The organism is Agreia sp. Leaf244 (assembly GCF_001422695.1).
Lineage (GTDB): Bacteria > Actinomycetota > Actinomycetes > Actinomycetales > Microbacteriaceae > Agreia.
In genome coordinates this window covers 709,383-732,561 of the sequence record NZ_LMLX01000002.1, presented here as the reverse complement: position 1 = coordinate 732,561, position 23,179 = coordinate 709,383, and the positions used below count along the sequence as shown (strand labels likewise).

General features: G+C 68.7%; 20 protein-coding genes. 11 read left to right on the top strand and 9 right to left on the bottom strand.

The window, feature by feature from the left end:
• Nucleotides 1-196: 196 nt before the first annotated feature.
• Entirely contained in the window at nucleotides 197-1,213 is a 1,017-nt protein-coding gene (locus ASF06_RS08245) for a LacI family DNA-binding transcriptional regulator (protein WP_157439119.1), read from the top strand.
• 117 nt (nucleotides 1,214-1,330) lie between these two features.
• On the opposite strand, the gene ASF06_RS08240 is transcribed toward ASF06_RS08245, so the two are convergent.
• Both ASF06_RS08240 and ASF06_RS08235 read right to left on the bottom strand, forming a co-directional pair.
• A complete protein-coding gene (locus ASF06_RS08240) occupies nucleotides 1,331-3,847 on the bottom strand; it encodes a phosphoketolase family protein (RefSeq protein WP_082500785.1) in 2,517 nt (838 codons plus the stop codon).
• Nucleotides 3,848-3,890: 43 nt separating this feature from the next.
• Nucleotides 3,891-4,262 carry a TIGR02611 family protein gene (locus tag ASF06_RS08235; RefSeq protein WP_055945468.1) on the bottom strand — a complete coding sequence of 124 codons (372 nt, stop codon included), beginning with the start codon at nucleotides 4,260-4,262 and terminating at the stop codon, nucleotides 3,891-3,893.
• Between the two features lie 213 nt (nucleotides 4,263-4,475).
• Here ASF06_RS08235 and ASF06_RS08230 point away from each other — a divergent pair, with 213 nt between their 5' ends.
• From ASF06_RS08230 to ASF06_RS08215, 4 genes are all read left to right on the top strand, one after another.
• Nucleotides 4,476-5,261 (top strand): DeoR/GlpR family DNA-binding transcription regulator, encoded by a 786-nt coding sequence (locus ASF06_RS08230; protein ID WP_055945466.1) that lies wholly within the window; start codon nucleotides 4,476-4,478, stop codon nucleotides 5,259-5,261.
• On the top strand, nucleotides 5,258-6,274 hold the full coding sequence (locus ASF06_RS08225) for a 1-phosphofructokinase family hexose kinase (RefSeq protein ID WP_055945464.1): 1,017 nt from the start codon (nucleotides 5,258-5,260) through the stop codon (nucleotides 6,272-6,274). Before ASF06_RS08230 ends, ASF06_RS08225 begins: the two co-directional genes overlap by 4 nt.
• An 11-nt stretch (nucleotides 6,275-6,285) precedes the next feature.
• The gene (locus ASF06_RS08220) at nucleotides 6,286-8,367 is read left to right on the top strand and encodes a PTS fructose transporter subunit IIABC (RefSeq protein WP_055945462.1); all 2,082 of its coding nucleotides are present in this window, start codon (nucleotides 6,286-6,288) and stop codon (nucleotides 8,365-8,367) included.
• Nucleotides 8,368-8,453: 86 nt separating this feature from the next.
• Nucleotides 8,454-8,723, top strand: coding sequence for an HPr family phosphocarrier protein (locus tag ASF06_RS08215; protein WP_055945459.1), 270 nt, complete (start codon nucleotides 8,454-8,456; stop codon nucleotides 8,721-8,723).
• Nucleotides 8,724-8,794: 71 nt separating this feature from the next.
• Here the strand turns inward: ASF06_RS08215 and ASF06_RS08210 are convergent, their stop codons facing one another.
• From ASF06_RS08210 to ASF06_RS08195, 4 genes are all read right to left on the bottom strand, one after another.
• Entirely contained in the window at nucleotides 8,795-9,451 is a 657-nt protein-coding gene (locus ASF06_RS08210; RefSeq protein ID WP_055945457.1) for a winged helix-turn-helix transcriptional regulator, read from the bottom strand.
• A gap of 6 nt (nucleotides 9,452-9,457) precedes the next feature.
• The gene (locus ASF06_RS08205) at nucleotides 9,458-9,901 is read right to left on the bottom strand and encodes a VOC family protein (RefSeq protein ID WP_055945454.1); all 444 of its coding nucleotides are present in this window, start codon (nucleotides 9,899-9,901) and stop codon (nucleotides 9,458-9,460) included.
• Nucleotides 9,902-9,976: 75 nt separating this feature from the next.
• Nucleotides 9,977-11,110, bottom strand: coding sequence for a Fic family protein (locus ASF06_RS08200; protein ID WP_235500942.1), 1,134 nt, complete (start codon nucleotides 11,108-11,110; stop codon nucleotides 9,977-9,979).
• Between the two features lie 161 nt (nucleotides 11,111-11,271).
• Complete coding sequence (locus tag ASF06_RS08195) at nucleotides 11,272-12,249, bottom strand: aldo/keto reductase (protein ID WP_055945450.1); 978 nt, start codon at nucleotides 12,247-12,249, stop codon at nucleotides 11,272-11,274.
• Nucleotides 12,250-12,333: 84 nt separating this feature from the next.
• On the opposite strand from ASF06_RS08195, the gene ASF06_RS08190 reads away from it, so the two are divergent.
• Both ASF06_RS08190 and ASF06_RS19470 read left to right on the top strand, forming a co-directional pair.
• On the top strand, nucleotides 12,334-13,215 hold the full coding sequence (locus tag ASF06_RS08190) for an LLM class F420-dependent oxidoreductase (RefSeq protein WP_055945448.1): 882 nt from the start codon (nucleotides 12,334-12,336) through the stop codon (nucleotides 13,213-13,215).
• 84 nt (nucleotides 13,216-13,299) lie between these two features.
• The gene (locus ASF06_RS19470; RefSeq protein ID WP_157439118.1) at nucleotides 13,300-13,464 is read left to right on the top strand and encodes a hypothetical protein; all 165 of its coding nucleotides are present in this window, start codon (nucleotides 13,300-13,302) and stop codon (nucleotides 13,462-13,464) included.
• Between the two features lie 118 nt (nucleotides 13,465-13,582).
• Here the strand turns inward: ASF06_RS19470 and ASF06_RS08185 are convergent, their stop codons facing one another.
• Together ASF06_RS08185 and ASF06_RS08180 are read right to left on the bottom strand one after the other, a co-directional pair.
• Nucleotides 13,583-14,653: a lactonase family protein gene (locus ASF06_RS08185; RefSeq protein WP_055945445.1), complete on the bottom strand. Its 1,071-nt coding sequence runs from the start codon at nucleotides 14,651-14,653 to the stop codon at nucleotides 13,583-13,585.
• Nucleotides 14,654-14,778: 125 nt separating this feature from the next.
• A complete protein-coding gene (locus ASF06_RS08180; protein WP_055945444.1) occupies nucleotides 14,779-15,396 on the bottom strand; it encodes an NADPH-dependent F420 reductase in 618 nt (205 codons plus the stop codon).
• Between the two features lie 109 nt (nucleotides 15,397-15,505).
• On the opposite strand from ASF06_RS08180, the gene ASF06_RS08175 reads away from it, so the two are divergent.
• From ASF06_RS08175 to ASF06_RS08160, 4 genes are all read left to right on the top strand, one after another.
• Entirely contained in the window at nucleotides 15,506-15,985 is a 480-nt protein-coding gene (locus ASF06_RS08175; RefSeq protein WP_055945442.1) for a MarR family winged helix-turn-helix transcriptional regulator, read from the top strand.
• Between the two features lie 24 nt (nucleotides 15,986-16,009).
• Nucleotides 16,010-17,629 (top strand): CYTH and CHAD domain-containing protein, encoded by a 1,620-nt coding sequence (locus ASF06_RS08170; RefSeq protein ID WP_162237690.1) that lies wholly within the window; start codon nucleotides 16,010-16,012, stop codon nucleotides 17,627-17,629.
• Nucleotides 17,630-17,730: 101 nt separating this feature from the next.
• Nucleotides 17,731-18,213, top strand: a complete 483-nt coding sequence (locus ASF06_RS08165) for a hypothetical protein (RefSeq protein ID WP_055945438.1) — start codon at nucleotides 17,731-17,733, stop codon at nucleotides 18,211-18,213.
• Nucleotides 18,214-18,315: 102 nt separating this feature from the next.
• On the top strand, nucleotides 18,316-19,635 hold the full coding sequence (locus ASF06_RS08160) for a M18 family aminopeptidase (protein WP_055946336.1): 1,320 nt from the start codon (nucleotides 18,316-18,318) through the stop codon (nucleotides 19,633-19,635).
• A 60-nt stretch (nucleotides 19,636-19,695) separates the two neighbouring features.
• Here ASF06_RS08160 and ASF06_RS08155 read toward each other — a convergent pair whose 3' ends face one another.
• Complete coding sequence (locus tag ASF06_RS08155) at nucleotides 19,696-23,172, bottom strand: bifunctional proline dehydrogenase/L-glutamate gamma-semialdehyde dehydrogenase (RefSeq protein WP_055945437.1); 3,477 nt, start codon at nucleotides 23,170-23,172, stop codon at nucleotides 19,696-19,698.
• Nucleotides 23,173-23,179 lie beyond the last annotated feature (7 nt).

Here is a 23,179-nt window from a genome sequence, read left to right as displayed (position 1 = left end):
GTTTTGCGACTTCTCCGTCCGACGGTACGGGGAGTGTGTTTCAGCCCGATTTCTTCCTGTTTCTGGACTGTAAAAGAAAGGTGCACGACCGCTCGGGTCGTACCTCTCTTATGCGGCCGTCTTTTCGGTCGCAACTCGTTTTGCAAAATGCGACACAGGGTCGTGAGTGCACGGCTCTCTCGGTTACTGTGAGTTCGTGACCGACACCCCATCGAAGCCGTGGACAATGCAGCAGATCGCTGCCGCCGCCGGCGTGAGTGTCACCACCGTCTCGCACACCCTCTCGGGAAAGCGACCGGTGAATCCTGCGACGGCCGAACGCATCCAGAAGCTGATCACCGAGTTCGAATACGTCCCCGACTCCGGCGCCCAGCGCCTCAAGTCGGGGCGAAGCGGCATGATCGGCCTGGCCGTACCCGACATCTCGCACTGGTACTTCGGCCGCATCGCGCGCGGTGTCGAGGAGGTGGCCGACGAACTCGACTACGGACTCATCATCTGCAGCACGTCGAACTCCGACCCGCGCCGGGAGAAGCGCTACTTCAACCTGCTGCGCACCCGGTCGATCGAGGGGCTGATCTACACCGCGAGCAGGGAGATCTCGGCGAGCGACGAACTCGTTCGGGTGTCGGGCAACTCGCCCATCGTCTTCGCCGACGAGAAGGTCGACACCCTGCCCGACGTTCCGTCAGTCACCTCGAGCAACTTCGTGGGGGCGCAGATGCTCGGCCGCCACCTGCGCGATCTCGGGCACACCCGGGCCGTCATCATCGCCGGATTCGCGGGGCTGCACTCGACGATCGAGCGCACCAGAGCCATCAAGGAGTCGTTCCCGAACGCGCTGACGCTGCACGGCGACTTCGAGCTGAAGTCGGGCTACGATCTCGTCTCCGACCTGCTCGCCCACGAGGTGAGGTTCACTGCGCTCTTCGGCTGCAACGACTACATGGCGATCGGCGCCATGACCAGGCTGCGCGAGGCCGGCCTGCGCGTTCCTGAAGACGTCTCCGTGGTCGGCTTCGACGACGTCGACATGGCCGCGATCGTCACCCCGGGGCTCACCACCGTGCGACAGGACATGGCTGAGATCGGCCGACGCTCGGCGCACCTGCTCATCGCGGGGCTCCACGCGGGCGGCTTCGACGCGGTCGAGTCCGAGTCGCTGCCGACCGAGCTCATTCTGCGCGGCTCGACGGGCCCGGCCCCGCAGTAGAGCCCTCCCCGCTGCCCTTCGACAGGCTCAGGGAACGGCAGGCTGCCCTTCGACAGGCTCAGGGAACGGCAGGCGGCCCTTCGACACGCTCAGGGAGCGGGCAGAGCGGGGCGCGCCCTAGGCGTTGTCTCCGCCGGTCTCGTCGACGGCCTGCAGGTTCTGCCGGTCGAAGCCCACGCCGTCGTCACCCGACCACAGCCACTGGGCGACCTCGGGAATGTCCTCGCCGTGTTCGCGGGTGTACTGGCGGGCGCGCATGCGGGCATCCTGCATGTCCTGCCGAAGCGCTGCTGCCTTCGATCCCAGCCCGGGAACCCGGTCGATCACGTCGATCACCAGGTGGTAGCGGTCGAGGTTGTTCAGCATGAGCATGTCGAACGGGGTGGTCGTGGTGCCCTCCTCGATGAAGCCGCGCACGTGCAGGTTGGCGTTCGCCGCCCGGCGGTAGGTCAGGCGATGGATGAGCCACGGGTAGCCGTGATAGGCGAACACGATGGGCTTGTCGGTCGTGAAGATGGTGTCGAAGTCGCGGTTGGACAGGCCGTGCGGATGCTCGGTCTCGTCTTGCAGGCGCATCAGGTCGATCACATTCACGACGCGCACGCGCAGCTCGGGCAGGTGCTTGCGCAGCAGGGATGCGGCCGCGAGAGTCTCGATGGTCGGGATATCGCCGGCGCACGCGAGCACGATGTCGGGCTCGTCGCTCGGTCGCTCCGTGCCGGCCCAGTCCCAGATTCCGAGGCCGCGCGTGCAGTGCGCCACCGCCTCCGGCATGCTGAGCCACTGCGGCCCCGGCTGCTTGCCGGCGACGACCACGTTGATGTAGTCGACGCTGCGCAGGCAGTGGTCGTAGGTGGACAGAAGAGTGTTCGCGTCGACGGGCAGATACACCCGAACGACGTCGGCCTTCTTGTTCACGACGTGGTCGATGAAGCCCGGGTCCTGGTGGCTGAAGCCGTTGTGGTCCTGCCTCCAGACGTGGCTCGAGAGCAGGTAGTTGAGGCTCGACACGGAGCGACGCCACGGAATCGACCGGGCGACCTGCAGCCACTTCGCGTGCTGGTTGAACATCGAGTCGACGATGTGGATGAAGGCCTCGTAGCAGTTGAACAGGCCGTGCCGGCCGGTGAGCAGGTAGCCCTCGAGCCACCCCTGGCACTGGTGCTCCGACAGCATCTCCATGACGCGGCCGGCCCGATCGAGGTTCATGTCGACAGGCAGGATCTCGGCGTTCCACTGCTTGTCGGTGACCGTGTAGACCTCCTGCAGGCGGTTGGATGCCGTCTCGTCGGGCCCGAAGATGCGGAAGTTGTCGGGGTTCAGTTTGATGACGTCGGCGAGCCAGCCTCCGAGCACCTTCGTGGCCTCGGCCGTCTCGTGGCCGGGGGCCGTGACGTCGACCCCGTATTCGCGGAAGTCCGGCATCCGGAGCTCGCGTCGCAGCAGCCCGCCGTTCGAATACGGCGTCGCGCTCATGCGCAGGTAGCCCTCGGGCGCGAGACCGGTGACGAACGGTGTGGGCGCGCCCGACGAGTCGAAGAGCTCCTCCGGCTTGTACTTCTTCATCCACGATTCGAGCAGGCGGGTGTGCGCCTCGGTGTCGCGGGCGCTCGCCAACGGAACCTGGTGCGCTCGCCACGTGTTCTCCACGGGCAGGCCGTCGATCTCGGCGGGGCAGGTCCAGCCCTTGGGTGTGCGCAGGATGATCATGGGCCAGCGGGGAGTTCCCTCGAGGGTGCCGTCGGCGGCATCCTGCTTGATGGCGGCGATCTCGTTGAGCACGGTGTCGAGCGTCTCGGCCATGCGGGCGTGAACGAGCAGCGGGTCCTCGCCGTCGAAGCCGCCCGACACGATGTGCGGGTTGTGCCCGTAGCCGCGCATCAGCGCGAGCAGGTCTTCTTCGGGGATGCGCGCCAGCACGGTGGGGTTGGCGATCTTGTAGCCGTTGAGGTGCAGGATCGGCAGCACGACGCCGTCTTGCAGCGGATCGATGAACTTGTTCGAGTGCCAGGCCGTGGCGAGCGGGCCGGTCTCGGCCTCGCCGTCGCCGATAACTGCGGCCACGAGCAGGTTCGGGTTGTCGAACGCGGCACCGTAGGCGTGCGAGAGAGAGTAGCCCAGCTCGCCGCCCTCGTTGATCGACCCGGGGGTCTCGGGCGCGGCGTGGCTCGGGATGCCGCCCGGGAAGCTGAACTGGCGGAACAGCCCGCGCATGCCATCGACAGACTGGTCGATCTTCGAGTAGATCTCGGAGTACGTGCCGTCGAGCCAGGCGTTCGCCACCATGCCGGGACCGCCGTGGCCGGGGCCCGCGATGTAGAGCGTCGGCAGAGAGCGGTGCCGGATCATGCGGTTGAGGTGGGCGTAGACGAAGTTCAGGCCGGGAGTGGTTCCCCAGTGCCCGAGCAGGCGCGGTTTCACATCGTCGCGGCTGAGGGGGCGCTCGAGCAGCGGGTTGTCGAGCAGGTAGATCTGCCCCACAGACAGGTAGTTGGCGGCCCGCCACCAGGCATCGACCTGCAGCAGCGCCTCGCCCTCGAGCGGCTCGGCCGGCCGCTGATACCAGGGGTTGTGCGCGTCGCGCGGGATGACGGGCGACTGAAGCCCGTCGATGGTGGATGCGGAACCGGTCATGGAACGTCTCCTTACGCACTGCACGGGGGTAGTGCTGCTCATCCTAGGCGCGCGGTGTGTCCATTCGGGAGGAGCTTGACGCACGGGCAGAACGGGATGCGCGCCACGCCTTCCACTTCGAAACGGCCTTCGCGAGTACGCGCTTCAGCCACTGACCCAGGCGGTGGGCTGCCGGAAACTCGGTGCCGAGGATGGCGATGCCGAGGAACACGATCAGCCAGCCCGGCCCCGGCAACGGCACGAGGATCAGCCCGACGATGGCCACTGTTGCGCCGAGAACCGCTACGGCGAATCGGTAGGCGAACCGGATGCGCGGGTGCCGCTCGACCCAGGCCCGGGCACGGCGCAGTGCGCGGCGCACCGGATGCTGGGGGCTCTCGCCGATCTCGATCTCTCGGGTGAGGGTGTCGGTCATCGCTTCACGGTAAGGGAGAACCCTCCCGGTTGCCTGAGCACAGGGCCGTTCCCTGAGCCTGTCGAAGGGCAGCCGTGCCGTTCCCTGAGCTTGTCGAAGGGCATCCAAAATCTTTGTTTATCTTGCTTTAACAGACAAACAGACATAAAGTCACATCACAACACAGCCAGACGCAGGTTCACAGACGAATCGAAAGACGAGGTCAACGACGACATGTACGCCATAGAGCGGCACCAGCAGATCGGCGAAGCGATCGGCGCGCAGGGCCGCGTCACGGTCACCGAGCTCTCCGAGCGATTCGGCGTGACCGCAGAGACCGTGCGCCGGGATCTCGACCACCTCGAACGTCGTGGCGTTCTGCTACGAGTGCACGGCGGGGCCGTCGCCGGATCGAAGACGAGCCTGGCCGAATCGACCGTCGCCGTCAGGGCCGACAAGTCCCGTGACGCGAAGCTCCTGATCGCCCGCACAGCCCTCGACATGATCGGCGACACCTTCCGCGGCTCGATCCTGCTCGACGCCGGCACGACGACCGGGATGCTCGCCGAACTGCTCGTCGACTGGAACCCGTCGCACGGGCATCCGCTGACCATCATCACGAACTCCGTTCCCATCGCGGCCCTGCTGCACCTCAACCCCTCCATCGAGCTGCACCTGCTCGGCGGCAGCGTGCGAGGCCTCACCAGCGCGGCTGTCGGCGCATCCACGATCGAGCAGCTCGATCGGCTCCGGCCCGACATCGCCTTCCTCGGCACGAACGGCGTGAGCGCCGCCTTCGGCCTCAGCACTCCCGAAGAGAGGGAGGCCGCGGTCAAGGCCGCCATGATCCGCCGATCCCGGCGCTCGGTCGTATTGGCCGACTCGACGAAGCTCGACGAGGAGGCGCTCTACCGGTTCGCGGAGCTGCGCGACCTCGACACCCTTGTCTCGAACGTCGACCCCGCAGGAACGCTGTCGGCCGCCCTCGACGCCGAGGGCGTGGAGGTGATCGTGCCGTGATCGTCACCCTCACCGTGAACCCCTCGTTCGACCGCACGGTCGAGCTCGACGCTCCGCTCGAGCGCGGCCAGGTGCAGCGCGCCGTCGTCACCGGCCAGGAGCCGGGCGGCAAGGGCGTGAACGTCTCGCGGGCCCTGCATGCGGCCGGATGCGAGACCCTCGCCATCCTGCCCGGCGCGTCGACAGACCCGCTGGTCGTGGCGCTCGAGGCGTCGGGCATTCCGACGGCGACCGTGTCGATCGACGCGCCCATCCGCTCGAACATCACCTTGACCGAGCCCGACGGAACGACCACGAAGCTCAACGACCCCGGCGTGCACCTGAGCGCGGAGACGGTGGCCGAGCTGATCGAGGCGGTCGTCGCGTCCTGCGTCTCGGCGTCGTGGCTCGTGCTCGCCGGCTCGGTTCCTCCGGGCGTGCCCGACACGTTCTACGCGGATCTCGTACGAGCCGTGCGGGCTGTGCCGGCCGTGCCGAACTCTGCGGCGGCGCAGCTGCGCATCGCCGTCGACAGCTCGGGCGCGCCGCTCGCCGCCCTCGTCGCGTCGGGGGAGAGGGTCGACCTCATCAAGCCCAACGCCGAGGAGCTGCTGCAGCTGGCCGAATCGCAGGGCCTCGACACGGGTTCTGCGACGCACGAGGAGCTCGAGGCCGATCCGGCGCTCGCGGTGTCGCTCGCCGAGGCCCTGCTCTCGCCTTCCCTCGGCTCGGTGCTCGTGACGCTCGGATCGCACGGAGCCGTGCTCGTCGACTCCGACGCCGCCCGGTTCGCGCCGGCCCCTCGGATCGTCGCCCGCAGCACGGTCGGCGCCGGTGACTGCTCGCTCGCGGGCTACGTGCTCGCAGACCAGAGAGGCGACCTGCCCGCGGGCCGCCTCGCCCAGGCTGTCGCCCACGGCGCCGCAGCCGCCTCCCTCCCCGGCACGACCGTGCCGAGGCTCGACCAGACGCATCCCGAACAACTCGTCGTCACCACGCTTCCGCGCATCCCCGCGGAGCGAATCACCCTGTAAGGAGAACAACGATGTCTTCACTCATCACCCCTGGGCTGGTGATCCTCGACGAGGATCTCGGCACCGACCGCGCGGCCGTCATCCGGCGCCTCGCGGAACTCGTCACCGCATCCGGTCGCGCGAGCGACACCGAGGCGCTCTTCGCCGATGCCTGGGCTCGCGAGAGCAAGACCGACACCGGCATCCCGGGTGGCATCGCCATCCCGCACTGCCGTTCGACGGCCGTGCTCGAGCCGACGCTCGCCATGGCCAGGCCGGCCCCCGCCGTCGACTTCGGCGCATCCGACGGCCCGGCCGACATCATCTTCTTCATCGCCGCCCCGGACGGCGCCGACCAGGCGCACCTCGTGCTGCTGTCGAAGCTCGCGCGCTCGCTGATCAAGCCCGAGTTCGTGACCGCGCTGCGCGAGGCTCCGAGCGCCGAGGCGATCGTCGAGCTCGTCGACGGTGCGCTGGCCGACGAGCCTGTCGCGGCTCCCGCGTCGGATGCGGCCGGGTCGGCTGCCCCCGTGGCCGACGCACCGGCACCGGATGCCGCAGCCCGGCCCATCCTCGTGGCCGTCACCGCCTGCCCCACCGGCATCGCGCACACCTACATGGCCGCCGACTCGCTCGTGGCGGCCGCCAAGCGCGCCGGCGCAGAGCTGCACGTCGAGACGCAGGGATCGTCGAGCGTCACACCGCTCGATCCCGCGATCATCGCGAACGCCGTGGCCGTGGTCTTCGCGGTCGACGTCGACGTGCGCGACAAGGCGCGATTCGCGGGCAAGCCCGTCATCCAGGCGCCGGTCAAGCGCGGAATCGACGAGCCCGACCAGATGATCGCCGAGGCGCTCGCCGCCGCGAACGACCCGCAGGCGCGACGTGTCGCGGGTGACGGCGCCGCGGCATCCACCGGCACCACGACCGACGAGCACGTGGGCCAGAAGATCAAGCGCTGGCTGCTCACCGGTGTCAGCTACATGATCCCGTTCGTCGCGGGCGGCGGCCTTCTCATCGCCCTCGGCTTCCTGCTCGCGGGCTACAAGATCAGCGGCAACGCGACCGACATCATCCTGAACTACAGCCTCTTCAACCTGCCCGACGGAGGCCTCGGCACCTACCTCGGCGCGGTGGCATTCGCCATCGGTGCGGCGTCGATGGGCTTCCTGGTTCCCGCCCTCGCCGGCTACATCGCCTACGCGATCGCCGACCGTCCCGGCATCGCGGTGGGCTTCACCGCAGGTGCGGTGGCCCTGCTGATGAACGCCGGATTCCTCGGCGGCCTCGTCGGCGGTCTGCTCGCCGGATTCATCGCGTGGGCGCTCGGGCGGCTGCAGGTGCCGCGCTGGCTGCGTGGCCTGATGCCCGTCGTCATCATCCCGCTCGTCGGCTCGATCTTCGCATCCGGCCTGATGGTCATCGTGCTCGGCGGGCCCATCGCTCTGCTCATGTCCGGCCTCACCACGTGGCTCTCGTCGCTGACCGGGGCGAGCGCGGTCATCCTCGGCCTGATCCTGGGTGTCATGATGGCCGCCGACCTCGGTGGACCCATCAACAAGGTCGCCTACGCCTTCGCGGTGGCCGGCCTCTCGGCGGGCTCGGCCACGAACCAGGCGCCGTGGGAGATCATGGCCGCGGTCATGGCCGCGGGAATGGTTCCGCCGCTGGCGCTCGCCTTCGCCACCGTGCTCGACAAGAAGCTGTTCAGCGCAGCCGAGCGTGAGAACGGCAAGGCCGCGTGGCTGCTCGGCGCCGCGTTCATCTCGGAGGGCGCGATTCCATTCGCTGCCGTCGACCCGCTGCGCGTCATCCCCGCCGGAATCGTGGGAAGCGCCCTGACCGGCGCGATCGTGATGGGCTCCGGGGTGACCTCGCAGGCACCGCACGGAGGCATCTTCGTCTTCTTCGCGATCGGCAACCTGGCCATGTTCATCGTCGCGATCCTCGCCGGGACCGTCGTGTCCGGACTGCTCGTCGTGGCGCTCAAGCGCTGGGTGCGTCGCCGCCCGGTCGAGGGTGCCGACACCGCCGACTCGTCTGTGGCCGGCGCAACGTCGTCGGCCGCGTCGGCTTCGTCTGTCAAGGCCGGCGTGCCGGTCGCGGCCCGCTGAGGCGTCAGCACTAGCACCTCAGCACCGACACCTCTTCATCGAAACCTTTGAAACAAGCACCCCCGATTCAAGAAACGAGACACACCATGCCTGAACGCACCGCCACCATCGCCAGCCGCGTCGGACTGCACGCCCGTCCCGCCTCCGTCTTCATCGAGGCGGTCAAGCGCCAGCCCATGAAGGTGACCATCTCGAAGGGCGGCAGCACCCCGCTCGACGCCGCGAGCATCCTGTCGATCATGAGCCTGGGCGCGGCGAACGGTGACATCGTCACGCTCGCCGCCGAGGGCGATGGGGCCGAGGCAGCGCTCGAGGAGCTCGCCGCGCTGCTCGAAACGGACCTCGACGCCGAGTAGCTCTCACTGAACGCACTGAAGTGCGGAGAAGGGCCGCTTCGATCGATATGAAAGCGGCCACTCTCCGCACTTCAGTGCGTGCGGGGTCGGGCAGCCACGTGGAACGTGCTCGCGAAGCGGTCGAGCAGTGCGCCGTGGCCGCGGAGGACCTCGACGGCGCCTGTCTCGATCGCCCGCTGCGGCGCCAAGTCGCCCGAGATGAGCCGGTGGATGGCCGGACCCGTCGCGAAAGTGATGTCGACGGGGCCGTCGCTGCGCGTCAGGTCGAGGGCCGACCCATCCACCCTGATGAACAGCTCCGCGTCGCCGATGCGGGCCGCATACGACGTTGCCGGCAGCTCGAGAGCCACCCGCGGTTGGAAGGCGGACCGCAGGTCCATGGTCAATGACGCCGGGGTGACGACCTGCTCGTCACGTGGCTCGTCCAATGCCTTGAATCCCCAGGCGCCGAGTGCGAGCACCACGGGCTCCAGCTCCCGGCCATAGGGGGTGAGCTCGTACACGATGATGCGCGATCGCGGTGCGCGGCGGATGATGCCGGCCGCCTGAAGCTCCTTGAGCCGGGTCGCGAGAATGTTGCTCGGGATGCGCGCGAGCCCCTCGGCGAGCTCGCCGTAGCGGCGCGGCCCCACCAGCAGGTCGCGCACGATCAGCAGTGCCCAGCGCTCGCCGACGAGCTCGACGGCTCGGGTGACGCCGGAGTACTGCCCGTAATCGCGCGCGGCCATCGAGCCCTAGGCCTGCTCGGGCTGCTGATTCGCGAACGCCTCGGGACCCTGCTCCGCGGCGACCGGGTCCATCCAGCCGAACTCGATGAGGTTTCCATCGGGGTCGGTGATCTGGCGCTGGTACATAAAACCGTAATCGGATGCCGGCTGCGGCTCGGTTCCGCCGGCCGACAGCCCGTTGGTCACGGCTTCGTCGACCGCCTCGCGGGTGTCGAGGAAGATCGCCGTGGACACGGCCGGGTTCACCGCGTTGTCACCGATCGGCAGCTTCGTGAACGTCTGGAAGAACTCGCGCACCAGGATCATGAAGTAGTTATGGCCGTCTTCGACGACGACGCAGGCCGCGTTGTGGTCGGTGAACATGGGATTGATGCGGAACCCGAGAGCGGTGTAGAACGCCTTGGCGCGCTCGAGATCGGTGACGGGCAGGTTGACGAACATCGACGACATTGTGGGGCTCCTCAGCTGGATTCGACGGGTGGCTGATCTGATACTTGCAAAAAACAAGTGACCCGTCAAGAGTGATTATCGCGCCCTCCTAACCTCCCTTGCGTAGTCATCGAGCACGGTCAGAATTCCTCGGTGCTCCCAGACCCTGTTGCGGGAGAATCCGGTGCGCTCGACAAGCACTCCGCGTGTGGTCAGCACATCCAAGGCCCTGGCAACCGTCACATCGCGTGAGCCGAGAGTGCCGACGAGGTAGCGGGTGTTGACCACCGGTTGCCCGACGAGTCGCGGCAGGATCCTCCATGCGGCAGAGTCGGAACGAATCCCGGACAGTGCTTCTGTGGACTCTCTGAGTTGATCGGCGAGCGCGTCGACGAGAGTCCGCCCGGTGACCGAAGCGTAGCGAGCGGCATCTGCGAACCGACGCACGATGGGACCCGCGTCTCCCTGTCGATACCGGTTGAGCGCGTCGAAGTACGACTCCGTGTCGACGAGCAGTCCTGCTGATAGTGGCACCGTCGTGTGAGCCGAGATCTTGTTGTGGCGGAGCATCGCCTGTGCCAGGGCGCGGCCGGTACGGCCGTTGCCGTCGACGAATGGGTGAATGGTCTCGAATTGCGCGTGAGCCACAGCCACCTGCACAAGAGAGGGCAGATCTGTTCGGCGTGCGAACAACATGACGTCGTCGACGGCACGCGGCACGAGTTCGTGCTGCGGAGCGATGAAGGATGCTCCGCGAGGGCCGGCCGTGTCGTGGTTCCCGATCCAGACGAGCTCGCGGCGGTATCGTCCCGCCTCGTGTTCCAAGCCGGGCTGTCGACTCAGAAGCTCGTTGTGCATCGCCAGAACGCTTGTCGCGTCGAGGGAGTCAGACAGTCGCAGCGCCGCTTCCACGGCTCGAACGTTGCCGATCACCGTGAGGGCGTGGGACTTCTTGCCTTCGTCGATCTCGGCGAGGGCGAGTTGCTTCGCTGATGTCGTCAGATGCTCGATCTGGCTGCTGGATGCCGACTCCGTTCGAAGAAGAATTGCGGACATCGGCGCCAGGGCGGGATCGGTTGAGCCCAGCACGGCCTGCGAATGCAGGTCGAACGTTCGAATGGCCAGTGCTGCTTCCTCGACGTCGGCGATCGTCTCGCTCGAGAGTACGGGTGACCACTGCGCGATCGGCGGAGTCGTGGCGGCGTCGTAGGGGCCGGTCTGTCGGTTCACCTCGGACCGCGAATAGAGATCGGGGTATCGAGGAGTCCAGTTGTGTGTCTCTGAACCTGTGGGCGGAATGGCTATAGCCATTCCCTCACGTGCATCCACGGCTCGACCATACCAACACTTATGCAATAAGTGTTGGTATGGGGTTGTTCAATCACGCAGTTCTAAAAGCCCTCGGGATTGCGCGGCGTGTACGGCTCGATCAGGCGTGCGAGCTCCGACTCGCTCAGCTCGACGTCGAGCGACGCGACGGCGTCGTCGAGGTGCTTCTGCGAGGTCGCTCCCACGATGGGCGCCGAAACCGCCGACTGCTGCCGCACCCACGCGAGGGCGACCTGGGCGCGCGAGACGCCGCGCTCACCCGCGATCGCGGCCACGGCATCCACGATCGCGCGATTCGAGTCGTCGTTCGAGGAGTAGAGCGTCGCCCCGAAGAGATCCTTGCCCGTGCGTTCGGTCTCGGCATCCCAGTCGCGTGTGAGCCGGCCACGCGCGAGCGGCGACCAGGGCAGAACGCCCACCTTCTCGTCGATGCAGAGCGGGTGCATCTCGCGTTCCTCCTCGCGCTGCAGCAGGTTGTACTGGTCCTGCATCGACACGAAGCGGCTCCAGCCGTTCGCCTCGGCCACGCGCTGGGCCTTGGCGAACTGCCACGCCCACATCGACGAGGCGCCGATGTAGCGCACCTTGCCGGCGCGAACGAGGTCGTTGAGTGCGCTCATCGTCTCGTCGATCGGGGTCTCCGCGTCCCAGCGGTGGATCTGGTAGAGGTCGACGTGGTCGACGCCGAGGCGGCGCAGGCTGTCGTCGATCGCCGACATGATGTGCGCCCGCGACAGACCCCCGCGGTTGGGTGAATCGCCCATGCGTCCGTGCACCTTCGTCGCGATCACGACATCGTCGCGGTGGGAGAAGTCGGCCAGCGCGCGACCGACGATCTCCTCGCTCGAGCCGTCGGAGTAGACATCCGCCGTATCGAAGGTCGTGATGCCCTGCTCGATGGCGCTGCGGATGAGCGGCCGGCTCGCCTCCTCGTCGAGGGTCCAGGCGTGACCGCCGCGGTCGGGCGTGCCGAAGCTCATGCAGCCGAGCACGACCTCGCTGATCTTCAGTCCGGTGCTGCCGAGTCGTGTGTATCTCATGGATCGAGGCTAACCCGGCGGGGACGGTGTTCTGCGGGCCCTGCTGCTTTTCGGGCCTGCGTTTTTCGGGGTTAGGGTGACGATATGGATCTGGGTCTGCACTACTACACGTTCACCGCTCCCGAGTGGGAGACCACCCTTGCCGATCGCCTCACAGAGACGGCGCGCATCGCCGACGAGGGCGGCGTCTCGCTGTTCTCGTTCATGGACCACTGGTTCCAGATGCTCGACGCCGGCGGTCCGTTCGAGCCGATGCTCGAGGGCTACACCTCGCTCGGCTACCTCGCGGGCGTCACGAACCGGATGCGGCTGGGCTTGCTGGTCACGGGCGTGACCTACCGGCATCCGGGCCTGCTCGCCAAGACGGTGACGACCCTCGACGTGCTCTCGAAGGGCCGGGCCGTGCTCGGCCTCGGCGCGGCCTGGTACGAGCGGGAGCACGCGGCGCTCGGCGTGCCGTTCCCCTCGACGAAGGAGCGCTTCGAGAGGCTCGAAGAGACACTGCAGATCTGCCGGCAGATGTGGTCGCCGAACGACGGCCCCTTCGAGGGCGAGCACTACTCGCTGGCCGAGACGATCAGCCTTCCCCAGCCCGTGCGCGGATCGGTGCCGATCCTCATCGGCGGCGGCGGAGAGCGCAAGACACTCAAGTTCGTGGCGCAGTACGCGCAGGCCTGCAACCTCTTCGGAGCTCCGGGCGACGGGGCCCTCGCGACCGTCGCTCACAAGCTCGAGGTGCTGCGCGGCCACTGCGACGAGCTCGGAACCGACTACGACGCCATCGAGAAGACGATGCTGTACCAGGGCGACCCGACCGGCGACACCGACGCCTTCTTGGCCGACATGGAGCGCTACGCCCAGCTCGGCATGACCCTCGTCGGCGTGATGCCGCCGCGCTATGTCGACCCCGTGCCGTGGACGGAGAGCCTCACGACGAAGGTGGTCGGCAGGCTGTCCGCCATCTAGTGCGCTAGCGGGCGAGCACCAGCGGTAGGGTCGGTCGGATGAAGGGTCCGACTCCACGGATCAGCTCCGTCGACGGTGTTCTCGGTGGTTCCGACCGGATCGCTCTGCACATTCGCTTCTCCGGCCGGCGATGTCACCGTGTTCGACGGCGATGTGGCGTTCGGCTCCGTCTTCGTGGTCGCGCTCGCGGTCGCTGCGGCTTTCGCGATCCTCGCGGCACGATCGAGGAAGTCCTCGGCCGGTTTGTGAGCTGCCCGATCTGAAGAGCGGATCCGTTCGACAGGATGGATGGGGCCAAGGCCGGTGTTTCGTGCTCCGAACAGCGGCGTGTTGACAGAACAACCTGTATTGCGGAAGGGCCGCGCAGCTAGCGGGCGAGCACCAGGCAGGTGGGGGAGCCGACCCCGAGTGAATCGAGAGGCTCGCCGATCAGGCCGGTCGCGGCATCCAGCGCGAATGTCGTGACCTCGCTCGATCGCTCGTGGGCCACCCGCAGCAGTCCGTCGTGAACGAGGTGGTGCCGCGGCCAGTCGCCGCCCGACGGCGACGCCTCGAGGGGGTGCGCGCCGTCGTCGTCGACGCTCAGCACGGCGATGCGATTCGAGCCCCTCACGCCCACGTAGGCGCGAGTCGAATCGGCCGACAGCTCGATGTGTGCGGCGGTGTCGCCCTCGTCGGCGCCGCCCTCGATGGCAGGGGTCTGGTGCTCGACGTCGAATCCGCCCTCGTCGTTCGGCGCGAGCGTGAACACCTCGACCGAGTACTCGGTCACGACCAGCACGCGCCCGTCGCGGTGCAGTGCGAGGTGCCTCGGCCCGGACTCGAAGGGGAGCGTCACGAAGCCCGCGCGCACCAGTCCCCGCAGCGGGTCGTGGGTCCAGATGCGCACGACGTCGAGCCCGAGGTCGGTGGTGAGGATGCGCCCGTCGGGCAGTATGAGACTGGCGTGGGCGCGCGACGGCCTGGCGGTTCCGAGGGCCGGATACGCGGGGTTGCGGTGAGCGTGCGGGTCGCGCGCGGCGGGGGCGATCGTGCGCGAGACGATGCCGCCCCGGCCGTCGAGGCCGAAGAGGATCACCTGGCCGTCGCCCCAGCAGGTGACGATCGCATAGCGGCCGCGCGGGTCGACGGCCACGTGGCATCCGGCGTCGCCCGTGGTCCACGACTCGCCGAGCGGTGTCAGGGCGGGTCCGAGGTGGCCCTCTTCTCCGTCGACGACCGAGTAGGCCTGAACGAAACCGGCCGCCTCGCAGACGGCATAGAGCACGGGGGCGGTGGGGTGTGCCGCGAGGAACGACGGAGACGGCGCTTCGGCTGCGGTTCCGAGCGACTCGAGCGAGCGGCCAACGGCGGCGTCGAGCAGCTCGATTCCCGCGCCTGATCCGCCGGAGTCTGCGGTGTAGGAGCCGGCCCAGAGATACGTGCGGGTGTCTGTCACCCGTCAATTCTCCCACTCGCCGGTGCGTAGCCATGGTGCCCGTTCACCTCCGATCTGCTCCGTGGTGACGGAGCAGATGGAGGGAAACGGGCACATTCGTGTGACGGGTGCCGCGCCGAAGGGGCTTAGTCGGCCAGGGCGAATCCGCTCGTCCAAGAAGTCTTCTCCGCGGCCGCCAGCGTCAGCTGCAGGAAGCCGAGGGCCTCGAGCTCGTGCGCGCGCTTCAGGCTGCCCGCGTCGACGGCCTTGAGTCCGCCGCCGTCGATGATGGCCGCGAGGGCCGCCTTCGCGTCGGCGTCGTCACCGGCGAGCAGCACCGAGGTCTTCTCGGAGCCGACGGCCCCGGTCGCCAGGGTCGCGGCGAAGTTCGTGTTGAACGCCTTCAGAACGGATGCGCCGGGTACGGCCTCGGCGATCTCTGCGGCAGACGACGACCCGGGAGCGACGACGAGCGAGTCGAAGGTCGAGAAGTCGAGCGGGTTGGTCAGGTCGACGAGCACCTTGCCGTCGAGCTGTCCGGCGTAGGACTCGAGCACGGGAGCGACCGCGCCGTAGGGGAGGGCGAGCACCACGATGTCGCCCGTGATGGCGTCGCCGACGACGCCAGCGGTCGCCTGGGGGTTGACCGCCACGGCCTTCTCTGCATCTCGGGCCAGAACCTGCACCGCGTTACCGCCGGCGACTGCCACTGCGGCGATGGCCGAACCCATGTTTCCTGCTCCGATGATGGTGACGAGCGCCATGAGAATCTCCTATTTGTCATCGATCGGACCAGAGCCCGATTTAGTTGTTGTTACAAGTAATGTACGTCTACTTAGTTGTAGCGTCAACTATTCCGATAGAATGGTCAGCATGAATGAGGATGTCTGGCTGAGCGACGTGCAGCAGCGAGCCTGGGTGAAGTTCATTGCCGTCGTCGAGCTTCTGCCGGGCGTTCTCGACAGTCAGCTGCAGCACGATGCCGACCTCACCCACTTCGAGTACTTCACCCTCGCGATGCTCTCCGAGGCGCCGAACCGCGTGTTCCGCATGACCGAGCTCGCGTCGGCCACGAACTCCACCCTTCCCCGGCTCTCGCACGTCGTCTCGCGCCTCGAGAAGAGGGGCTACATCGAGCGCGCTCCCTGCCCCGAAGACCGTCGCGCCACGAATGCCCAGCTCACCGAGGCCGGGTGGGAGAAGGTCGTCGCCACCGCTCCCGGACACGTCGCCACCGTGCGCGAGAACGTGATAGATCCGTTGACGTCTGACGACGTGGCAGACCTGAACCGCATCATGGGCAAGATGCTGGTGAAGCTCGATCCCGAGAACAGGTTCCGCGTGCAGCGCTGACCGTCGTCGGCGACAATGGGAGCCATGAAGCACACCAGCCAGGTCGAGATCGAGCGCAAGTACGACGTCGACGAGAACGCGCTCGTGCCCACGTTCACGAGTGTCGAGGGTATAGAGAACGTCTCCGTCGACGAGACCGTCACGCTTGAGGCCGTGTACTACGACACCGACGACTTCGACCTCCTGCGCAGGCGCCACATCGTGCGTCGTCGCGAAGGCGGTGGCGACGAGGGGTGGCACATCAAGCGCCCCGCGGCGGAGGGCCGCACCGAGCTGCACTGGCCTCTCGACGTCGACTCCTCACCGGGTGAGGCCGGGGCGATCGAAGGCGGGTCGGCCCAGACCGTGCCCGACTCGGTGCTCGAGCCGGTGCGCGCCATCGTGCGCGATCGCATCCTGACCCCGGTCGCGCGCATCTCGACCCGCCGCACCGCGACGCACCTGCTCGCCGGGGGCGGCGAGGCCGTGGCCGAGTTCGCCGACGACCTGGTGACGGCATCGGATGTTCGTGGCGGGTCGGTGCGGGCCTGGCGCGAATGGGAGATGGAGCTTCTGCCGGGCGCTCCCGACAACGAGCAGGAGCGCACCGCACTGCTCGACGCGCTCGAAGTCGCCGTGCTGGCCGAGGCCGCCTCGGTGTCGTCGTCGCCGGCCAAGATCGCCCGCGCACTCGGACAAACCTCTCTTGCGGAGCTGCTTCCCGAGACCGCGGAGGCCGCTCCCCTCACGTCGAAGAGCCCCGCGGCAGACGTGATCATCGAGGCGCTGCGCCAGCTCGTCGAACAGCTCGAGCAGCTCGACCCCGAGGCGAGGGCAGACCAGCCCGACGCCGTGCACCGTATGCGCTCGACGGTGCGACGGCTGCGCAGCGTGCTCGCGGCCTACAGCCGCCTCTTCGACGCGCAGCGGGTGGATTCTCTGCGCGATCAGCTGCGCTCGCTCGGCGCGGTCCTCGGCACAGCGCGCGACGCCGAGGTGCGCGCGCAGCTGGCCGACGACGAACTTGCCGAGATCGGACACCGGGTCGACGACGCCTCGCGCCGCCGACTGGTCGAGGGCTCGCTCGAGGAGTACCGCCAAGCGCACGCGGCCGCGCTGAGGATGTTGTCGAGCGCGTCGTACTATCGGCTGTTCGACGCCCTCGACGAGTTCGTGGCCAACCCGCCGCTCTCGGAGCGGGGCGAGAGGCGCCAGTCGATCAAGGTGGTCGCCGCCAAGGTGATCGCGAGCGAACTCGGGCGTCTGCGCAAGCGGGCCGGCGCGGCCGCGTTCGCCGGGGCATCCGGATCGGGCGGCGCCGTCGACGCGCGCGGCGACCAGGCCCTGCACAGCGCTCGCAAGGCCGCGCGTCGACTGCGCTTCGCGGCCGACGCGGTGTCGCAGGGTGGCACAGCCGTGCTCGGAAAGAAGTACCGGTACATCGCCCGCGAGGCCGAGCGGGTGCAGGATGCGTTGGGCGACCACCGAGACAGCGCCCTGTTCGTGGAGCACCTGCTGCTGACCTCGAACCGAGCCCACGCGGCGGGCGAGAACACCTTCGTCTACGGCGCCATGACCGTGCGCGCGCAGCACCGCGGAGCAGCGGCGCTCAACGACTCTCCGAAGGCCCTGAAGCGGCTCGATCGGCGTGCCGAGAGCCTCTGACCGGCGTCACGTGTTCGGGAGCAGAGGCTGGCCGCGTGGATAGTGGCGTCGGCCGCGCGCTTCTCCTGAATCAGTCGCAGCTTCGCGGGTTAATATGGCGCGTGTCCTTCCTTTCAGACGACAGCCGCGCGTGGCTCGCCCGCGTCGCCGAGCTCGATGCCGCCGCCGCCGCATCGCCCCAGTCCCCGCCCGCGCCCCTCGATCGCATCCGCGCGGTGCGCATGCTCGCCGCCGAACTCGAGAAAGACGCCGCGACCCTGCACGCCGTTCGTGAGGCCCGCGCATCCGGCATCACGTGGGAGGACATCGCGAACGCCGCCGGCCTCGGGGCCGCCGCCGCGAAGTGGCGCTGGCACGGCACCGACGCCGAGATCGCAGAGCGGCACGAGGCGGGGCGCAAGCGTTCCGCCCGCCCGAGCAGCGTGCCCACTGACCTGCCCGGGGTGTCGGTGTCGGAGGCCGCGAAGCAGCTCGGCGTGAGCGCCCAGGCGATCTACCTGCGCATCAGCCGCGGCCTCCTGAGAGCAGAGACCGTCACGCTGCCCGACGGGCGCACGTATAAGCGGGTCTTCCCCGACGAGTAGCACGATTTCGTGCAGCCACAGCCGCGCCTCGCAACCTGGCGACGAGGAGGCGCTGGGACTGCACGGTTTCGTGGCGAGTGGTTGGATTGAGTCATGGATTCCATGACGACCGACGCCTACATCGACGACTTCGCCCGCTTCATCCAGGCGTCGCCGAGCTCGTATCACGCGGTGGCCGCAGCCGCCCGGCGGCTCGACGAGGCCGGATTCTCGCGGCTCGACGAGGAGCGCGACTGGAGCGTGCGCGACGACGCGGGTGTGCAGGACGGACCCGAGCGCCGCTACGTGATCCGCGACGGAGCCATCATCGCGTGGATCCAGCCGAGCGGGGCTTCGTCGACCACGCCGTTCCGCGTGCTCGGCTCGCACACCGACTCGCCCGCCTTCAAGCTCAAACCGAAGCCCACGATTGCGAACCGCGGATGGCTGCAGGCCGGCGTCGAGGTCTACGGCGGCCCGCTGCTCAACTCGTGGCTCGACCGTGAGCTCGAACTCGCCGGCCGGCTCGTCACCCGCGACGGTCGCGAGCATCTCGTGCGCACCGGCCCGTACCTGCGCATCCCGCAGCTCGCCATCCACCTCGACCGCGAGGTGAACTCTGGGCTCACGCTCGACAAGCAGCGGCACCTGACCCCCGTGTTCGGCGTGGGCCACGCGGGCGATCTACTCGCCCACCTCGCCCAGCTCGGCGGGGTGCCCGCATGGGATGTCGCGGGGTACGACCTGCTGACCGCCGACACCCAGGCGCCGGCCCGCTTCGGCAAAGACGACGAACTCTTCGCGGCCGGGCGCATGGACAACCTCTCGTCGGTCTACGCCGGACTGGTCGCGCTGATCGCCGCCGCGGCCGATGAGACGGTCGGCGGCGGTGCTAGTGGCAGCGGCGCGAAGCACATCAGCGTGCTCGCCGCCTTCGACCACGAGGAGCTCGGCAGCGAGTCGCGCTCCGGCGCCTCCGGCCCGCTGCTCGACGACGTGCTCACCCGTATCGGGGCCGGGCTCGGCGCCACCCCGACCGACCGCCTGCGGGCGTACGCCGCATCCTGGTGCCTGTCGGCCGACGCCGGCCATGCCATCCACCCGAACTACCCTGAGCGGCACGACCCCGTGAACACGCCGATCGCGGGCGGCGGTCCGCTGCTCAAGATCAACGCGAACCAGCGCTATGCGACGGATGCGCTCGGTGCGGCCCTGTGGGCGCGCGCCTGCGAGCGAGCGGGCGTCAGCTACCAGGAGTTCGTGTCGAACAACTCGGTTCCGTGCGGATCGACGATCGGGCCGCTGACGGCGACGAGGCTCGGAATTCGCACGGTCGACGTGGGTGTTCCGCTGCTGTCGATGCACTCGGCACGGGAGCTCTGCCACGTGAACGACCCGGTGGCGCTGTCGGCCGCTGTGGGGGCGTTCTTCGCGGGGGCGTAGGCCGGCCGTTCCCTGAGCTTGTCGAAGGGCTGCCCTTCGACGGGCTCAGGGAACGGGCCGCTAGATCAGGTTGTCGCTCAGGTGGTTCGGTGTGCCGAAACGGTGCGCCGTGATCGAGACGGCCTGCTCGTGCAAGAACGGCAGCAGCTCGATGCGGCCCGACTCCGTGACCTCGCCGGCGTACACGGCCAGGTCGGGGCGGCCGCCCGTGGCGATCGCCAGCTCGCCGGCCGATGCGCCGACGAGCCGGATCGTCGCATCCGACATCGTGTTCGCGCGGGCCAGCCAGGCCTCGTCGCTCTCGATGCGCATCGACAGGCCGCACTCCGAAACGGCGGCGCGCAGCTCCGACGGCAGGGCCACAGCGGCCGACACGTCGATCGGCGCGCCCGACACGAACGCCGCGGCGAGCACGCGCACGACATGCGCATCGCGGGCGTCGCTGCCGAAGCGGATCGTCACGGGGCGCGGAACGTAGCGGAACACGTTGCGCTCGGCGCTGAGCCCCGAGACATCGCGCGCCGTGCCGAACTCCGATGCCCACGCGGCGGCATCGCTCGCAGCGGCCCGACGCAGGCTGCCGAACTCGTCGGCGCCGAGCTCCGTCGCGGCCGCGTCGACCAGGCGACGTACCGACGCGTTCGCGACCGGAGCATCCGCGTGGCTCACGGCCGTCTTCCACGAGCCGAGGCCGAGCAGGTAGTTCGGTCCGCCGGCCTTCGATCCGGGTCCGACGACCGACTTCTTCCAGCCGCCGAAGGGCTGCCGGCGCACGATCGCACCGGTCGTCCCGCGGTTCACGTAGAGATTGCCGGCCTGGATGCGCGAGAGCCACACGCCGAGCTCGGCCGAGTTCAGCGAGTGCAGCCCTGCAGTGAGGCCGTAGTCGATCTCGTTCTGGATCTCGATGGCCTCCTCGAGGGTTGCGGCCGTCATGATGCCGAGGATCGGGCCGAAGTACTCGGTGAGGTGGTACTCGGATCCGCGGCGCACGCCGGCGCGAACTCCCGGGCTCCACAGGGCCCCGCTGTCGTCGAGGCGCTTCGGCTCGACCAGCCACGTCTCGCCCTCGCCGAGGGTGGTGAGACCGGAGAGCAGCTTGCCTTTCGCCTTCTCGATGATCGGGCCCATCTGCGTGCTGGGGTCGGCCGGGTAGCCGACCGTGAGCGACGACACCGCATCCACCAGCTGGGTGCGGAACCGGCGCGAGCTCGCGACCGAGCCGACCAGGATCACGAGGGATGCGGCGGAGCACTTCTGCCCGGCGTGGCCGAACGCCGAGGCGACCACGTCTTTGACGGCGAGGTCGAGGTCGGCAGACGGGGTCACGATGATGGCGTTCTTGCCACTGGTCTCGGCGAGCAGGGGCAGGTCGGGGCGGAACGAGCGGAACAGCTCGGCCGTCTCGTATCCACCGGTGAGGATCACGCGGTCGACGGCCTCGTGGGCGATGAGCGTGCGGCCGAGGGACTGATCGGCGAGCTGCACGAGGCGCAGCGCCTCGCGGGGGACTCCCGCCCTCCACAGCGCCTCGACCATCACGGCGCCCGAGCGGCGGGCCTGGCGGGCGGGCTTGATGACGACGGCCGAGCCCGCGGCGAGGGCCGCGAGGGTGGAGCCGGCCGGGATGGCGACGGGGAAGTTCCAGGGGGGAGCGACCACGGTCAGCGCGGCCGGCACGAAGTCGGCGCCGTCGAGGGCGTCGAGCTCGCGGGCGCGCTCGGCGTAGAAGTGCGCGAAGTCGATGGCCTCCGACACCTCGGGGTCCGACTGGTCGAGGGTCTTGCCGGTCTCACTCGCCATGACCTCCATGAGGTCGGCGCGAGAGAGGGCGAGCTCGTCACCGGCCCGGTGCAGCACCTCGGCGCGCTCGGCGCCCGAGAGCCGGCCCCACGCTGAACCGGCCGTGGCCGTGTTCTGGATGGTGGCATCCAGTTCGCTCTCGTCGTGCACGATCGACGCGGCGATCGTGTCGTCGCCGAGCAGCGACGAGGGAACGCGGCGCAGGATCTCGAGGCCCCACGCGCGGTTCTGCGGCAGTGCGGGGTCGGTGTCGGCGGCGTTGTCGAAGCCGGTGCGCGGTGCGGTGGCCTCGGTAGCGGTGCGGTTCTGGGTGCGGTTGGGCTGCGGAACGGCGTCGTCGAGCTCGGCGAGAGAGGCCTCGAATCGCTCGCGCTCGCGGGTGAACAGCGCCTCGTTCTCGCTGAGCTCGAAGACGGCCGACATGAAGTTCTGCTGGCTGGCGCCCTCCTCGAGGCGGCGGATCAGGTACGCGATCGCCACGTCGAACTCCTGCGGGTGAACGACGGGCGTGTAGAGCAGCAGCGATCCGACCTCGCGGCGCACCGCCTCGGCCTGCCCCTGCGCCATGCCGAGCAGCATCTCGAACTCGAGTCCCGCGGTCACGCCGCGCTTCTGGGCGAGCAGCCACGCGAAGGCGATGTCGAAGAGGTTGTGCCCGGCAACGCCGATGCGCACGTTGTCGATGCGGTCGGGGTGCAGGGCGTAGTTCACGACGCGCTTGTAGTTGGTGTCGCTCTGCTGCTTCGACGACCACGTCGCCAGCGGCCAGCCGTGCAGGCTCGCCTCGACCTCCTCCATGGGCAGGTTCGCGCCCTTGACGATGCGCACCTTCACCCCGGCCCCGCCCGCGGCACGGCGAGCGGATGCCCAGTCCTGCAGGCGGATCATCGCGGAGAGGGCGTCGGGCAGGTAGGCCTGCAGCACGATTCCGGCCTCGAGTGAGTGAAAGCGGGGGTCGTCGAGGATGCGCATGAAGACCGCCATGGTCAGGTCGAGGTCCTTGTACTCCTCCATGTCGAGGTTGATGAACTTGGCCGGCGTCGCCTTCGCAGCGCGCTCGAACAGCGGAGTGAGGCGCTCGACGATGTGGGCGACGGCCTCGTCGAAGGCCCAGGCGGAGTGCGGCGCGACGGTGGAGGAGACCTTGATCGAGACGTAGTCCACGTCGTCGCGGGCGAGCAGGCGGTGGGTTCCTTCGAGGCGGCGGGCGGCCTCCGCCTCGCCGAGCACGGCCTCGCCCAGCAGGTTCACGTTGAGCTTCGTGCCCTCGGCGTGGTTGCGCAGCTTCGCGATGGCCGAGCCGAGGCGGGCGTCGGTGGCGTCGATGATGAGGTGACCGACCATGCCGCGCAGAACCTTGCGGGCGATCGGAATGGCGATGGCCGGGACGACAGGAGCGGCCAGGCCGCCGAGGCGCACGGCGCTCCTCAGATACCAGGGCAGGAACGCCGGCACATTCGGGGCCAGAGCACGCAGGTTGCGGGCGGCGACGCCCAGGTCTTCGGGGCGCACGACTCCGTCGACGAAGCCGACCGTGAAGTCGAGGCCCTTCGGGTCTTTGAGCACGCCGGCGAGGCGCTGCGCCGAGGCGTCGGCCGGGATGGCGGCGGCCTCCGTGAGCCAGCGGCGAACGAGCGCGGTGGCCGCCTCGGGGGTGGGAAGGTCGGCCCGCTCGGCCGGCGCGGGCGCGGGCGTGGTGGAGTCGGCTTCCGGGTGTGCGGCGATGTCGGTCATGGGTTCA